This is a genomic window from Mesorhizobium sp. M1A.F.Ca.IN.020.04.1.1 (assembly GCF_003997315.1).
Classification (GTDB): Bacteria; Pseudomonadota; Alphaproteobacteria; order Rhizobiales; family Rhizobiaceae; genus Mesorhizobium.
In genome coordinates this window covers 1-14,472 of record NZ_RZSN01000152.1, presented here as the reverse complement: position 1 = coordinate 14,472, position 14,472 = coordinate 1, and the positions used below count along the sequence as shown (strand labels likewise).

13 protein-coding genes and 1 riboswitch are annotated in these 14,472 nt (G+C 62.9%); of the genes, 12 read left to right on the top strand and 1 reads right to left on the bottom strand.

Annotated features, from left to right (window positions below; genetic code table 11):
- Positions 1 to 189 (top strand): hypothetical protein (locus EOA49_RS33140; protein WP_206520216.1); only part of this gene is annotated, 189 nt, incomplete at its 5' end.
- Here the strand turns inward: EOA49_RS33140 and EOA49_RS24575 are convergent.
- Positions 175 to 1,374, bottom strand: a complete 1,200-nt coding sequence (locus tag EOA49_RS24575) for an ROK family protein (protein WP_067320474.1) — start codon at positions 1,372 to 1,374, stop codon at positions 175 to 177. The genes EOA49_RS33140 and EOA49_RS24575 overlap by 15 nt on opposite strands.
- Positions 1,375 to 1,488: 114 nt before the next feature.
- Between EOA49_RS24575 and EOA49_RS24570 the strand changes: the two genes are divergently transcribed.
- The 11 genes from EOA49_RS24570 (at position 1,489) to EOA49_RS24520 (ending at position 13,522) form a co-directional block, all read left to right on the top strand.
- Complete coding sequence (locus EOA49_RS24570) at positions 1,489 to 2,757, top strand: ABC transporter substrate-binding protein (RefSeq protein WP_127240114.1); 1,269 nt, start codon at positions 1,489 to 1,491, stop codon at positions 2,755 to 2,757.
- Between the two features lie 65 nt (positions 2,758 to 2,822).
- Entirely contained in the window at positions 2,823 to 3,707 is an 885-nt protein-coding gene (locus EOA49_RS24565; protein ID WP_067320472.1) for a sugar ABC transporter permease, read from the top strand.
- Positions 3,707 to 4,558, top strand: coding sequence for a carbohydrate ABC transporter permease (locus EOA49_RS24560; protein WP_067320470.1), 852 nt, complete (start codon positions 3,707 to 3,709; stop codon positions 4,556 to 4,558). The genes EOA49_RS24565 and EOA49_RS24560 overlap by 1 nt, the downstream gene beginning before the upstream one ends.
- A 49-nt stretch (positions 4,559 to 4,607) precedes the next feature.
- Positions 4,608 to 5,753: an ABC transporter ATP-binding protein gene (locus EOA49_RS24555; RefSeq protein WP_127240115.1), complete on the top strand. Its 1,146-nt coding sequence runs from the start codon at positions 4,608 to 4,610 to the stop codon at positions 5,751 to 5,753.
- A gap of 28 nt (positions 5,754 to 5,781) precedes the next feature.
- Positions 5,782 to 7,917: a beta-galactosidase gene (locus tag EOA49_RS24550; RefSeq protein ID WP_127240116.1), complete on the top strand. Its 2,136-nt coding sequence runs from the start codon at positions 5,782 to 5,784 to the stop codon at positions 7,915 to 7,917.
- Positions 7,918 to 8,199: 282 nt separating this feature from the next.
- A riboswitch (TPP riboswitch) is annotated at positions 8,200 to 8,312 on the top strand.
- A gap of 111 nt (positions 8,313 to 8,423) precedes the next feature.
- Complete coding sequence (gene thiC / locus EOA49_RS24545; RefSeq protein WP_127240117.1) at positions 8,424 to 10,244, top strand: phosphomethylpyrimidine synthase ThiC; 1,821 nt, start codon at positions 8,424 to 8,426, stop codon at positions 10,242 to 10,244.
- Entirely contained in the window at positions 10,241 to 11,209 is a 969-nt protein-coding gene (gene thiO / locus EOA49_RS24540; RefSeq protein WP_067320455.1) for a glycine oxidase ThiO, read from the top strand. The genes thiC and thiO overlap by 4 nt, the downstream gene beginning before the upstream one ends.
- Positions 11,206 to 11,403: a sulfur carrier protein ThiS gene (gene thiS, locus EOA49_RS24535; protein WP_067320453.1), complete on the top strand. Its 198-nt coding sequence runs from the start codon at positions 11,206 to 11,208 to the stop codon at positions 11,401 to 11,403. The genes thiO and thiS overlap by 4 nt, the downstream gene beginning before the upstream one ends.
- A gap of 3 nt (positions 11,404 to 11,406) precedes the next feature.
- On the top strand, positions 11,407 to 12,180 hold the full coding sequence (locus tag EOA49_RS24530) for a thiazole synthase (protein WP_127240118.1): 774 nt from the start codon (positions 11,407 to 11,409) through the stop codon (positions 12,178 to 12,180).
- Positions 12,177 to 12,782, top strand: a complete 606-nt coding sequence (locus EOA49_RS24525; RefSeq protein WP_127240119.1) for a thiamine phosphate synthase — start codon at positions 12,177 to 12,179, stop codon at positions 12,780 to 12,782. Before EOA49_RS24530 ends, EOA49_RS24525 begins: the two co-directional genes overlap by 4 nt.
- Positions 12,773 to 13,522, top strand: coding sequence for a hydroxymethylpyrimidine/phosphomethylpyrimidine kinase (locus tag EOA49_RS24520; protein WP_095826185.1), 750 nt, complete (start codon positions 12,773 to 12,775; stop codon positions 13,520 to 13,522). Before EOA49_RS24525 ends, EOA49_RS24520 begins: the two co-directional genes overlap by 10 nt.
- The last annotated feature ends 950 nt before the right edge of the window (positions 13,523 to 14,472 follow it).

The following is a 14,472-nucleotide window of genomic DNA, read 5'->3' as shown; positions in this document are numbered from 1 at the left end:
CGTTACGACATCAAGACCGGCACCTTCGCGCCGGTCTTCTTCCATTCGGCCGGCGCCCTTTTGCACGAACCTCATCCATCGGCCAAGCATCGCTTTTCCAAACAGTTGGCTACGGAAAGGCGCGCAGAGACGAAGGCCCGAAATCGGGACGAGGACGCCGCTTTGGTCCTGCAGCTACTTGACCATTGATCGTTGCAGCCCAGTGCCGGCGATTTCTCCGGGGCTGCTTTCGAAGTCGAAGAGCCTTTGGGTCGCAAGCGCCGCGGCGCCACGCGCCCAGGAATCGTCTGCCCAATCGGGTGTAATCGGTGGCGGGTTCCACATGGCATAACGCTTCAATGCATCGCGCATTGGCCCGAACAGATAGTCGCCAAAGGTGACGGCTTCGCCCCCGCCGACAATCACTTCCGGATCGATGATATTGCAGAAACCGCCCAGGTATCGTCCAATCCCCTCGCCTGCCTCCTGCAGCAGGTCTATGGCTGCCCGGTCTCCAGTCTTGGCCGCGTTCAGCATGTCGTGGCGCGTCACTTCACCAGCGAGTCGCCTGGCCTCCTTCCATCGCCGCACCAGGGCCGGTTCCGAGAAGAAGGTCTGCAGGCAACCGCGCCTGCCACACTCGCATGGCGGCCCGTTCGGATCGTATGTCGAGTGACCCATCTTGCCCGCGGCGCCATTCGCGCCGTGATGGACAGAGCCATCGATGACCACCGCGCAGCTGATGCCGGCCCCGATGGCCAGGGCCCCGACGGTGCGATGATGCCGGCCAAGTCCGAACAATTGTTGCGCGAGCGCAAATGCGTTGGTGTCGTCGTCCGCCCAGACGGGTACGCGCACGCGTTCGGCAAGCATCGCAGCGATCGGCACATCGGCCCAATTGAACCGGTGGCTCAACCGGCAGACACCGTTATCGATGACGCCTGGTACAGCGATGCCGATCCCGCTGAGCTGGGCGCCTGTCGGTGCCCTGCGGTCGGAAACCAGCTCCTCGACTGCCGAGGCGCAGGCCTCCACCGTACTTTGTGGCGACAGATCGGGGACAACGACCTGCTTCGTAACAAGTGGAGTCGTGGCAAGATCGGTCAGCACACAATCGATGCCGCCTACCTTCAGCTTGAGCCCGGCCACAAGCCTGCCGGCGTAGTTTATATTGATCGGGATAGGTCGACGTCCCGGCGCGCCAAGACTCGCCTCCCCTTCCACCAGAATATTTTCCTCGAGCAATTCAGACACGACGAACGTCACCGCCGCGGGGCTGAGGCCCGTAACAGAGGCGATTTCGGCGCGGCTTATAGCACCTTGCCTTCGCAGCAGGTTCAGGATCAGCCGCCGGTTGATCGCGCGGGCCGTTTGCTGATCGCCTTTGAGCTTCATTCCTGCCCCATAATTAATTTTGTAAATTAAGTATTGACCATGCTGACATCCATACGCTACGAATTCGCATGGTTCAATTGGAATCCGGCTGTTCTCAGGGAGGAGATAGAAGCCATGACCGCCGACTTTTCCGCGTTAACCACAACAAGGCGCCGTTTCCTCAAGGGCACTGGCGCGGCACTCGCCGCTTCGGCGACTGGTCTTTGCCTCCCGGCCTTGGCGCAGGCTCAGGAAATCACCATCATTTCCAACCTCAGCAATGTCGAGCAACGCCAGATCCTGCAGCGGCTGGCGAGCGAGTATGAGGCAAAATCAGGCGCCAAGATCGTCATCAACAACATGGACCACGAGGCCCATAAGACGGCAATCCGCAGCTATCTTGTCGTCGGCGCTCCGGACATCTGCTTCTGGTTTTCCGGCAACCGCATGAAGGCCTTCGTCAACAAGGGCCTTTTTGACGACATCTCCGATCTGTTCGCCAAGGAGAACTACAAAAGCGTACTCGGCGCCACCACAAGCGCGGTCACCGTCGACGGCAAGCAGTATGGCCTGCCGATGGGAGGTCTTCTCTGGGGCCTCTTCTATCGCAAGGACGTCTTCGCCGAAAAAAATTGGTCGCCGCCCAAGACCTGGAACGACTTCCTCGCCTTCGGCGAGGCGGCAAAGTCCGCGAAGATGATCCCGATCAGCATGGGCACGAAGGAGCTTTGGCCGGCGGGTGGCTGGTTCGACCACATGAACCTGCGCATCAACGGGCTCGACAAGCACATCGCGCTGATGGACGGCAAAGTTCCTTACACCGATCCGATGCTGACGCCAGTCTTCGACAAATGGAACGATCTGATCAAGGCGGCCTTCTTCTCGCCGAGCCACAGTTCGTTCGGATGGGAGCAGGCGGGTGCTGCCCTAGCGCAAAAGAAGGCGGCAATGATGGACCTGGGCGGCTTCGTTCGATCCGCCTTTCCGGAAGCGGATTTGCCTCAGCTTGCCTACGCGCCATTTCCCGAGATCGTTCCCGGCGTCGCCCGCTACGAGGATTTTTCGGTCAACTCCATCCACGTTCCGGCGAATGCGAAGAACAAGCAGGGTGCGCGCGACTTCCTCGCCTATTTCTACAAGCCGGAAAATCTGGGCGCATTCCTCGCCGCCGAAGGCGCCATCCCGCCTCGCAACGACTGCCCGCCAAGCAAGGACCCGCTGGTCAATGCTGCGGTCGAGGAACTGAAGAAAGTGGTTGGAACATCGCAATATTACGATCGCGACACCGATCCGGACATGGCCCAGGAAGGGATGGCGGGGCTGCAGGAATTCATGGTCAAGCCTGAGCGACGTGAGCAGATCCTCAAGCGCCTCGAAAAAACCCGCAAGAGAATCTTCGGTTGATCCTCCCTAGCTGACGGGCGCCGCCTTTCGGCGGCTCCCGGCTCTCTTTTTTCGGATGGAACGCCATGCCTCCTGTCTGGCGCAGAAATCGTCATTGGTTGACGCCGGTACTTTTCCTGCTGCCGGGCCTCATCCTGTTCGGCTCGGTGATCCTTGCCGCCTCCATCGAGACGGTCTGGATTTCGCTGCACGACTGGGATGGGATTGGCGCCAAGACCTGGGTCGGGCTCGCCAACTATGTCGAACTGGCCGACGATCCGCAGTTCTACGTCTCGCTCAAGAACAACGTAATCTGGCTGCTGATCTTCATGCTGGCGCCGCCGATCGGCCTGGCGCTTGCGCTGATCGTGAATCAGCAGATCCGCGGCATGCGCATCCTCAAGTCGCTGTTCTTCGTGCCGCTTGTGCTGGCGACCGTCACCGTCGGTGTCGTGTTCGGATGGGTCTATGATCCAAACTTCGGGTTGCTGCAGCTTCTCTTCGGCGCCTTTGGCGGTACCGCCCCGGCGCTGCTTTCAGACGAGACCTTCGTCACCTTCGCGGTAGCCGCCGCCGGTCTGTGGCCACAGATCGCGTTCTGCATGATCCTGTTCCTGGCGGGCCTGAACAGCCTCAACGACGATCTGATCGCCGCCGGACGCGTCGACGGTGCGCGCGGCTGGCGCATGTTGCGCCATGTCGTCCTGCCGCAACTGTCGCAGGTCGGCTTCATCGCCATCGCGGTGACGGTGATCGGTGCGCTGCGCTCCTTCGACATGATCGCGGTCATGACCAGTGGCGGCCCCTATGGCTCGTCCACCGTGCTCGCCTACCAGATGTATCAGGAGTCGATCTTTTCCTACCGCTTTGGCTACGGCGCCGCGATCGCCACCGTGCTGTTCGTGATCATGATCGTCTTCATCGCCTGGTATCTCAGTGGCCTCATCAAGGCCGAGCGGAGCAACGCCTGATGTACCCGCGCCCCATTCCCGAAAACGCCAGGATCCAGCGAGCCCTCTATCTAGGTGGTGTAACCCTGGTCGTGATCCTGTGGCTGCTGCCTCTGCTCGCCGTGATGCTGACCTCGATCCGTTCCAACGAGGAGCTGATGGCCGGCAACTATTGGGGCTGGCCGCAGAAATTCAGCCTGATCGACAACTACAAGGCGGTTTTCGACCAGACCGCCATGCTGCGCTTTTTCCTCAACAGCCTGCTGATCACCATCCCATCCGTCATCGGCGTTCTCATCCTGTCGACACTGACCGGCTTCGTCTTGTCGCGCTACCCGTTCCGTGGCTCCAACCTCATCTTCGCCCTCTTCGTCGGCGGCAATTTCCTGCCGGCGCAGATCATGATGATCCCGGTCCGCGACCTGATGGTGAGGCTGGGTCTCTACGACACCGTCTATGCGCTGATCGTTTTCCACATTGCCTTCCAGACCGGCTTCGCCACGCTTTTCATGCGCAACTTCATCGCCGCTCTCCCGGGCGAACTGTTCCAGGCGGCGCGCGCCGAAGGCGCCTCGCCGTTCCAGACATTGCGCCACGTGGTTATTCCGCTGGTCCGGCCTGCACTGGCGGCACTCGCGATCCTCACCTTCACCTTCGTCTGGAACGACTATTTCTGGGCGATCGTCCTTACCCAGAGTGATGCGGTCAAACCCGTTACCGCAGGCCTGAACAATCTGCGCGGCGAATGGACATCGGCCTGGAACATCGTCTCGGCGGCCACGATCTTCGTCGCCCTGCCCCCGGTCGTGATGTTCTTCATGATGCAGAAGCACTTTGTCGCCGGCCTCACCATGGGAGCCGTCAAGGGATGATCCGCCGCGAACCCTGCCGCACCCGACACGCACGGAAAGGCGCCTCGATATGAGCAGCGTGGAATTGCGAAAAGTCGACAAGCACTATGCCGGCTACCATGCCCTGAAGACGGTCGACCTGACGATCGAAAAGGGCGAGTTCGTCGTCATGGTCGGCCCCTCCGGCTGCGGAAAGTCGACATTGCTGAAGACGATCGCCGGGTTGGAAACCATCAACTCCGGCCACATCGTGATCAACGGGCGAGACGTCACCAGGGAAGAACCCGGCGACCGCGGCATCGCAATGGTCTTCCAGTCCTATGCACTCTACCCACACATGACCGTGGCCGAGAACATGGGCTTCGGCCTGCGGATGGCCCACCGGCCCAGGACCGAGATCGACGCCGCCGTCAAACGCGCAGCACGGATCCTGCGTCTGGAGGAGCAGCTCGACAAGCGACCGAAGCAATTGTCGGGCGGACAGCGCCAGCGCGTCGCGATCGGCCGCGCGATCACCCGCTCTCCCGAGGTGTTCCTGTTCGATGAGCCGCTGTCGAACCTCGATGCCGCGCTGCGCACTCAGATGCGAGTGGAACTTTCGAGCCTGCACGCGCAGCTTGGATCGACGATGATCTACGTCACCCACGACCAGGTCGAGGCGATGACCATGGCCAACCGGATCGTAGTCCTCAACAAAGGCCGGATCGAGCAGGTCGGCTCGCCGCTGGAACTCTACGCCAACCCTGCCAACATTTTCGTCGCGGGCTTCCTCGGCGCGCCGCGCATGAATTTCATCGAAGCGAAAGCAGTGAGCGTCGGCGCATCCAGCGTCTCGGTAGCCGCCGCCGGCCTCCCTGCCATTACCTTGGATGGCATCGACGCCGGCGGCCTTTCGGCTGGTGATGCCGTGACCATCGGCATCCGGCCGGAGGCCCTGCGTGTCGCCGAGCCAAGCGACGGCGCAATGCCGGCCTTCTCCAGCCAGGTGCGTCTGGTCGAGCAGCTGGGGCGCGAAACCGTCCTCTACGTCGACGCCTCTCCGCTTCAGACGACCAATTCCGACAGCGGAACCGGCAATTTCACGCTTCAGCTCAACAAGGTTTCTACCGTCGCGGTCGGCGCCGCGTTGCGAGCAGGGTTCGAAACCGGCGACGCCTACCTCTTCGGCCCGGATGGCCGCACGCTCACGCCAAGAAAACCCGTCGCCTCAATCTGAACCTCGAAATTTCGAAAGTCCCATACGCATGAACCGCAAAGAGCCCGCTCCGCTATCCGTATGGCGGCCCCTCAATCTTGACCGCTTTCTGCTCGGAGCACCTCATTACCCCGAACATGTCGACGAAGGCTGCTGGCAGCGTGACGCCGAGCGCATGGCTGCCGCCGGCGTCAACACAGTGCGTATGGGAGAGTTCGCCTGGCACATTTTCGAGCCCCGCGAAGGCAAGTTCGAGTTCGGCCTGTTCGATCGCGCGATCGAACTTCTCGGCCGCGCGGGGATCGACACGATCATGTGCACGCCGACAGCCACCCCTCCCCGCTGGCTCACCGTCAACTATCCCGAAGTGCTGCGCGTTGACATGAACGGGCGGGCCTCAAGCCACGGATCGCGCCAGCATGCCGACACCACAAGCCCGGTATTCCGCGCCCACAGCCGCCGCATCACCCGCGCCATGGCCGAGCATTATCGGCACAACCCGCGTGTGATCGGCTGGCAGACGGACAACGAGCTCAACACCACGGTGTCGGAATCGTTCGCGCCTTCGACAAGGCTGGAGTTCCAGAAATACCTGCAGAAGGCCTACGGCACCATTGAGGCGTTGAACTTCGCCTGGGGCGGCCACTTCTGGGCGACGGCCTACGACGATTTCTCGCAGATCGACCTGCCGAGACCGCTCATGCCGTCCTACCCCAGCCCCGGCCACGTGCAGGACTACCATCGCTTTCTGGCCGCCGCGACCGCGGCCTTCCAACACGACCAGGTCGAGATCCTGCGCGCCGCCAATCCGGACTGGTTCATCTTCCACAATCTTGGCCAGCTTGCCGACATCGACTTCCGCGGTCAGTTCGGACAGGACCTCGATTTCATCGGCTTCGACATCTATCCGATGCTCTATGACGAGATGCGCCGAACCGGCGGGCATGCCGCGACCCAGGCCCTCCATCTCGACATATGCCGCGCCTATTCCGGCAACTTCATCGTTCCGGAGCAGGCCTCAGGCTTCGGCAGCCAGCCCGGCTTCTCGACGATGACGCCGGAGCCCGGCGAGATGCGTCGCATGGCCATGACCTCGGTGGCGCGCGGCGCCGACGGTGTCATGTTCTTTCGTTGGCGTCCCGCGCATTTCGGCGCCGAGATCTACTGGATGGGCGTCATCGATCACGACGACGTGCCGCGCCGCCGCTATGACGAGGCAGGCCGCTTCTTCCATGAGATCGCCGCCGCGAAGGAGCAGATTCTTGGCACCGCAGTGCGCATGGACCTCGGCATCGCCGGCGCGGACTTCGACAACCAGGAGGCTCACAAGACCTATCCGATCGGCCTCCCCAGTCCGCTCGAAGACGCGACGCTGCTTCATCGCCACTGCTATCAGAACGGCATTGCATGCGGGTTCATTCATCCCGAAGACGATCTTTCGCGGCTCAAGGCGCTCTACGTCCCGCATTGGGTGATGTGGAAGGATGAATGGAACGAGGCTGTTGAAACATTCGTCCGCAACGGCGGTACGCTGATCCTATCGGCATTGAGCGGGACGAGGGACGAGAACAACCACATCATTCGCGAGCAGGCGCCCGGCAAGGCCCTTGCAGCCCTGAGCGGCGTCAGGGTGGCGGAGTTCGGCCGCGTCGTTCCCGAAGGCGGCAGCGGCCTGTTTCCGCTGTTTCGTCCGGCTCCGTTGGGCGCCTATGCACCGCCGCCGCTCCCGGCCTCGTCCGCGGAACGCAAATACCTGTTCACCCTTGGCAATGAAGAATTCCAGGCTGCGCATTTGTACGAGGTGCTTGATGTAGCGCCTGACACCGAGGTGCTCGGCATCTGGTCGAACCGCTTCGCCGCCGGCTCTCCGGCAATTACCGCCCGCAAGGTTGGGCAAGGTCGGGTTGTCTATGTCGGCACGTATCTCACGCCGCAACTGACGGAGAAGCTTGTCGATGTCGTGCTGGCCAAAGCCGGTATAGCGCCTTTGCTGCCCGACCTGCCTGCCGGGGTGGAGGTCTCTGTCAGGGAAGCCGACGACCGCCGGCTGATGTTCGTGCTGAACACCACGGAAGTCGCCGTGATCGTACCCAACGTCCCAAAGGGCCTCGACCTGCTGACGGGCAAGGCCGTTGAAGGAACGCTGCAACTCGACCCTTACGGCTGCGCAATAATTCGGTCCTGAACAAATCGAACCAGCGTCCGTAGACGCCGAGCAGATGCTCTTCGAGGCGAAAAATGCGTTCTTCAATCCGCCGCCACAAGGGATTCGCAAAAGCGTTTCCTTGGCGGATGACAAGTGGGCCCCGACTGCCAGCTCGACGCGCGCAAGGTCGTGGCTCAATGGGCGTCGATGTAAGAGATGCTCGATCAAAGCTGCGTGGCTGCGCCCCTTCTCGTCGCTTGTTCGAGGCTGGAGAAGTCATGAAGTCGAGTTGACAGGATAGCGTCGCATCGTCCAACCTAGGCGCCTCACCAGGGGAGTCCCGGCAAGGGGCTGAGATACTGCTAATAGCGCGCAGTGACCCGTTGAACCTGATCCAGTTCATACTGGCGTAGGGACGGTGCGAGGCTTCGCGGGTCGGCAATCCGGCTTCGGCATTCGGGCAGTGCCCGCATCCTAAGCGAAGCGTCACTTCCTCCTCATCGCGTGGACTGGGTCTCCGTGCACTCGAGCAAGGAGGCTCACTCATGAATGCCCACACCCCGACCGTCACCGTCGGCGAATTGCCCGCTTCGAAGAAGGTCCACAAACCCGGTCAGCTCCACCCGGAGCTGCGGGTGCCGATGCGCGAGATCTCGGTCCACCCGAGCGCCGGCGAGCCGCCGGTCACGGTCTATGACTCGTCCGGTCCCTACACGGACACCGCGATGAAAACCGACATCGAGCGTGGCTTGCCACGGCTGCGCGAGGCATGGATCGAGGCGCGCAGAGACGTGGAGCGCTACGAGGGCCGCACGATCAAGCCGGAAGACAACGGCTTCGTCTCAGCCGATCGCCTGACGCCGGAATTCCCGGTTCGCAACAGACCGTTGCGCGCGGCCGGCGGCCGCGCCGTCACACAGCTCGCCTATGCGCGCGCCGGCATCATCACGCCTGAGATGGAGTTCGTCGCCATCCGCGAGAACCTCGGCCGTGAGCAGTTGCGTTCGAAAGTTCAACGTGATGGCGAAAGCTTCGGCGCCGCGATCCCCGACTTCGTCACGCCGGAATTCGTGCGCGACGAGGTGGCGCGCGGCCGCGCCATCATCCCGTCCAACATCAACCACCCGGAAAGCGAGCCGATGATCATCGGCCGCAATTTTCTGGTCAAGATCAACGCCAATATCGGCAACTCCGCCGTCACCTCATCGATGGCCGAAGAGGTCGAGAAGATGGTGTGGGCGATCCGCTGGGGCGCCGATACGGTAATGGACCTCTCGACCGGGCGCAACATCCACAACATCCGCGAATGGATCGTGCGCAATTCGCCGGTGCCGATCGGCACGGTGCCGATCTACCAGGCGCTGGAGAAAGTCGGCGGCGTCGCCGAGGAACTGACCTGGGAGGTGTTCCGCGACACCCTCATCGAGCAGGCCGAGCAGGGCGTGGACTATTTCACGATCCATGCCGGCGTGCGCCTGCCCTATATCCCGCTGACCGTCGACCGCGTCACCGGCATCGTGTCGCGCGGCGGCTCGATCATGGCCAAGTGGTGCCTGCATCACCACCAGGAGAGTTTTCTCTACGAGCATTTCGAGGAGATCTGCGACATCGCCCGGGCCTATGACGTGGCGTTCTCGCTCGGCGACGGCCTTCGCCCCGGCTCGATCGCCGATGCCAATGACGCGGCCCAGTTCGCCGAGCTGGAAACGCTCGGAAAGCTCACCAAGATCGCCTGGTCCAAGGACTGCCAGGTGATGATCGAGGGCCCCGGCCACGTGCCGATGCACAAGATCAAGCAAAACATGGACAAGCAGCTCGCGGTTTGTGGCGAAGCGCCGTTCTACACGCTCGGGCCGCTCACCACCGACATAGCGCCCGGCTACGACCACATCACATCGGGCATCGGCGCGGCGATGATCGGCTGGTTCGGAACGGCGATGCTCTGCTACGTCACGCCGAAGGAGCATCTCGGCCTGCCCGACCGCGACGACGTCAAGACCGGCGTCATCACCTACAAGATCGCAGCCCACGCCGCCGACCTCGCCAAGGGCCATCCAGCCGCCAAAATCAGGGACGACGCGCTGTCGCGGGCGCGCTTCGAGTTCCGGTGGGAAGACCAGTTCAACCTGTCGCTCGATCCGGAGACGGCGCGCGCCTTCCACGACGAAACCCTGCCGAAGGAGGCGCACAAGGTGGCGCATTTCTGCTCCATGTGCGGCCCCAAATTCTGCTCGATGCGGATCTCGCACGACATCCGCGCGGAAGCGCAGAAGGAAGGGCTCGCGGCCATGGCGGCGAAGTACCGCGACGGCGGCGATCTCTACATGCCTGTCGACAGCACCCCCGAGCGCACGGACACGCCATGAAGGTGCTCATTCGCGGCGCTGGCGTCGCCGGATTGACACTCGCGCACGAGCTGGCAACGCGCGGCGCCGATGTGACCGTGGTCGAGAAACGCCTCGAGATCGCCGGCAATGCCTCTTGGCACGCTGGCGGCATGCTCGCGCCCTGGTGCGAGCGCGAGAGCGCCGAGGAGACCGTGCTGACGCTCGGACGCGACGCAGCCGATTGGTGGGACGCCGCCTTGCCCGGCCATGTCTCGCGCCAGGGCACGCTGGTGCTGGCGTCTGCCCGCGATGCCGGCGAACTCGACCGGTTCGGCCGCCGCACATCCGGTTTCAGGCAGTTGGACGCCAGCCAAATCGCGGCACTCGAGCCGGCGCTCGACGGCCGGTTTGGACGCGGTCTGTTCTTCGCTGAGGAAGCGCATCTCGACCCGCGCAAGGCGCTGCTTTCCCTGCGCGACAAGCTGCGCGGGATGGGCGCGCGCGTCGAGTTCGGCCGCAGCTCGGCGCCCGCATCTCAGGATATCGAGGTGGATTGCACCGGCAGCGGTGACAGGCGACCGGAACTGCGCGGCGTGCGCGGCGAGATGCTTATGCTGCGAACGGGCGAGATCTCGCTGGCCCGGCCAGTGCGGCTGCTTCATCCGCGCATCTCGGTCTATGTAGTGCCCCGCGCGGAAAACCTGTTCATGGTCGGCGCGACGATGATCGAATGCGATGCCAAAGGCCCGATCACCGCGCGCTCGACCATGGAGCTGCTCGGCGCCGCCTATGCGCTGCATCCGGCCTTCGGCGAAGCCGAGCTGGTCGAAACCGGTGTTGGCGTGCGTCCCGCATTCACCGACAACTTGCCTCGCGTCGAGCGCGACGGGGGGAATATTCGCATCAACGGCCTCTACCGCCACGGCTTCCTGCTCGCGCCGGCCATGGCGCGGCGGGCAGCCGACCTCATCCTGGAATCCTGGAGCAAAGGAGTTTGCCCTTGAAGCTCACCGTTAACGGCCAAGCCCATGAAGTCGCGGCGGAAACGCTTGCCGCGCTGCTCAGCGAACTCGATTTCCAAGGCGGCTGGCTGGCAACCGCGCTGAACGGTGACGTCGTACCGGCCAGGGAGCGCGACCGCTGCCGGCTCAAAGATGGCGACCGCATCGAAATCCTTTCACCGATGAAGGGAGGCTGATCCATGCTCGAGTTCTATGGACAGAAACTCGCGTCCCGCCTTCTGCTGGGCACCGCGCTTTACCCCTCGCCTGCCGTCATGGCGGAGGCGGTGAAAGCGTCCGGCACGGAGATCGTCACCGTGTCGCTCCGCCGCGAAACCTCGGGCGGCAAAGCCGGCGGCCAGTTCTGGTCGCTTGTCCAGTCGCTCGGCGTTCGCGTGCTGCCCAACACCGCCGGCTGCCACTCGGTGGTGGAAGCGGTCACCACGGCGCGGATGGCGCGCGAGGTGTTCGGCACTGACTGGATCAAGCTCGAAGTGATCGGCAACCACGATACGCTGCAGCCCGACGTATTCGGATTGGTGGAAGCCGCAAGGATCCTTGCCTCTGAAGGCTTCGAGGTGTTTCCCTACACGACCGACGACCTCATCGTTGCCGAGCGCCTGCTCGACGCCGGCTGCAGGCTCTTGATGCCCTGGTGCGCGCCGATCGGCTCCGCACGCGGGCCGCAGAACCCCGATGCGCTGCGAAGCCTGCGCGGCCATTTCCCCGGCATTCCGCTGATTGTCGATGCTGGCATCGGCCGGCCCTCGCATGCCGCGGCCGTGATGGAGCTCGGCTACGACGCGGTGCTGCTCAACACCGCCGTCGCCAGGGCCGGCGATCCCGTTGCCATGGCGGCGGCCTTCGGCAAGGCGGTCGAGGCCGGCCGCGAGGCCTATTGCGCCGGCCTGCTCGAGCCGCGCGACATGGCCGTTCCCTCCACCCCCGTCATCGGCATGGCAGCATTCTCATGAAGCTCGATCCGTTTTACCTGATCGTCCATTCCGCCGCTTGGATCGAACGTCTGGTGCCGCTCGGCGTGAAGCTGGTGCAGCTGCGCATTAAGGACCAGGACGAAGCTTCGCTGCGCCGAGAAATTCGCGCCTCGAAGGCAGTCTGTGACAGCCGCGGCTGCCAGCTCATCGTCAACGATTACTGGCGTGTTGCGATCGAGGAAAATTGCGATTTCGTTCACCTCGGCCAGGAAGATCTGGCGGAGGCTGATGTGAAGGCGATCCGCAGGGCGGGCGTGAGGCTGGGCCTCAGCACCCACGACGGCGCCGAACTCGAAACAGCGCTCCAAGCCGAGCCGGACTATGTCGCGCTCGGACCGATCTACCCGACCATTCTCAAGGCGATGAAATGGGCTCCGCAGGGGCTGGACCGCATCGCCGCCTGGAAGCAGCGCTTAGGCGATATTCCGCTTGTGGCCATCGGCGGGCTCACCGTCGAGCGCGTTGCCGGTGTCTTCGCCCACGGCGCCCAAAGTGCGGCGGTCGTCACCGACATCGCCCGCAACACGCACCCCGAGGCGCGGACAGCTGAATGGCTGGCGGCGACAGCCCAATGGCGTTGACGCCGCATGTGCTGATCGTCGCCGGCTGCGATTCAAGTGGCGGCGCGGGAACAGCCCGAGACGTCGAGACCGTATCCGCCTTTGGACTGCGCAGTTGCCTCGCCGTCACGGCCGTGACCGTCCAGACGCACTCGGCCGTCGAACACATCGAGCAGATGCCGCCGCAGCTTATCGCCGCCCAGATGCGCGCTGCCTTTGCTGCCAATCCGGTCGCAGCGGTCAAGATCGGCATGCTGGGGACCGCGGCAGCCATTGAGGCGGTCGGCTCTGTCCTGGCGGCCCATCCGAAGGTGCCGGTGGTCCTCGACCCTGTGCTTGCCTCGACCTCGGGACGCGGGTTGCTGGAGGACGATGCCGTCGACGTGTTGCGCCGTGATCTGATGCCGCTCTGCCGGCTCGTGACCCCCAACCTGATCGAGCTCGCAAGGTTGGTGGGAGCAGACCCTGCGAAGGACGAAGAAGGCGCGTGCGTTCAAGGCGAGGACCTGTTGGCGACGGTGCGGACCGCCGTGCTCGTCAAGGGCGGGCACGCGCACGGAGATCAAGCGAATGACGTTCTCATGCAGCCGGACCGTCGCGCAGTTCGGGTCGAAGCGCCTCGCGTCCATCGGGGGATGCGTGGCACCGGCTGCGTGCTGTCCAGCGCCATCGCAGCATCGTTAGCTCAAGGTCTGCCGTTGGAGGCGGCGGTACGGGGCGCCAAGACCTATGTTCTTGAACTCCTTCGTGGGGCGCGATGACGTTGAACGGGCGAGCGCAATGCGCATCTTGACCGATTCCCAGGAGGTCAGAGGCGCATGCCCTCCAGGTCCGAGCCGGCGATCTAACAAACCTTGGAGGTCAATGGCATCAACTCGTTACCGTCTGCTATTCACCTCGCTTCATAAGATGCTGCCCCAACAATCTGGAGCAGCGGCCGGAAGCGAGCGGTAACAAGTGGCGGCCCCGAGTTTGGCCTCCAGCATGGGCATGCAGCGCCAGTGTAGGCTTGTGTCGTCCGGGCAATGGTGGTTAGTCACTCGATGGTGCTGCGCCTCCAACTTGACGGGAGCAAACGCGGGGATCGCCTTTTGCCCAGCCCGTCAACGGGCCCGGAAGTTTCTGGCCTCGCTCAATTTTCGGCAACGAAATCAAAGGTTATGGTGGGCCCGGAGGGTCGTCGTTTTCGACAGGAAATCAATATGTTAGCGGGTGGTTCGCCTGCCCGTTTCCCTCGTATTCTCTCGTATGGTCTGGCGAACCGAAAGACGATGGACGAGAATAGTTACTGGCTTCGAGATATCGACGATGGAGCCCTAAGTAGCCAGCCACTTCCTCCTGGTGAATGACCGAAATGGGGCCGCTTCCTGCCTGTCCGGTTTCAGGCGGTAGCATTCGGAAAGCCGACACACTCGTTGACTGGCGCGACAGCTAAAATGCCGTTTGCCGGACACGGCAAGGATGCCGAGGGCCTCTCGGATATCGATGTGATGAATCCTTTCGCGTTCGTGTCGACAGGATACAATTATCTCGGCCGGCGGTGACAACGACAAGCATTGCGTTGCGCTCGGATACCGCTACTTCGTAAGCGCTGTTCCGACAGCACCTTTCGCGCGTGACGCTGAGGAACGATGTTCGGAGCCTTTGAGGGCTTCGACACATGACGATTTCAGAGCTTAAGCTTAAGTCCAGGGATGAAGAGCCGGTTCGC

Coding starts and splice junctions, on each gene's coding strand:
- EOA49_RS24575 (WP_067320474.1), bottom strand. CDS start 1,374: ATGAAGCTCAAAGGCGATCAGCAAACGGCCCGCGCGATCAACCGGCGG.
- EOA49_RS24570 (WP_127240114.1), top strand. CDS start 1,489: ATGACCGCCGACTTTTCCGCGTTAACCACAACAAGGCGCCGTTTCCTC.
- EOA49_RS24565 (WP_067320472.1), top strand. CDS start 2,823: ATGCCTCCTGTCTGGCGCAGAAATCGTCATTGGTTGACGCCGGTACTT.
- EOA49_RS24560 (WP_067320470.1), top strand. CDS start 3,707: ATGTACCCGCGCCCCATTCCCGAAAACGCCAGGATCCAGCGAGCCCTC.
- EOA49_RS24555 (WP_127240115.1), top strand. CDS start 4,608: ATGAGCAGCGTGGAATTGCGAAAAGTCGACAAGCACTATGCCGGCTAC.
- EOA49_RS24550 (WP_127240116.1), top strand. CDS start 5,782: ATGAACCGCAAAGAGCCCGCTCCGCTATCCGTATGGCGGCCCCTCAAT.
- thiC (WP_127240117.1), top strand. CDS start 8,424: ATGAATGCCCACACCCCGACCGTCACCGTCGGCGAATTGCCCGCTTCG.
- thiO (WP_067320455.1), top strand. CDS start 10,241: ATGAAGGTGCTCATTCGCGGCGCTGGCGTCGCCGGATTGACACTCGCG.
- EOA49_RS24530 (WP_127240118.1), top strand. CDS start 11,407: ATGCTCGAGTTCTATGGACAGAAACTCGCGTCCCGCCTTCTGCTGGGC.
- EOA49_RS24525 (WP_127240119.1), top strand. CDS start 12,177: ATGAAGCTCGATCCGTTTTACCTGATCGTCCATTCCGCCGCTTGGATC.
- EOA49_RS24520 (WP_095826185.1), top strand. CDS start 12,773: ATGGCGTTGACGCCGCATGTGCTGATCGTCGCCGGCTGCGATTCAAGT.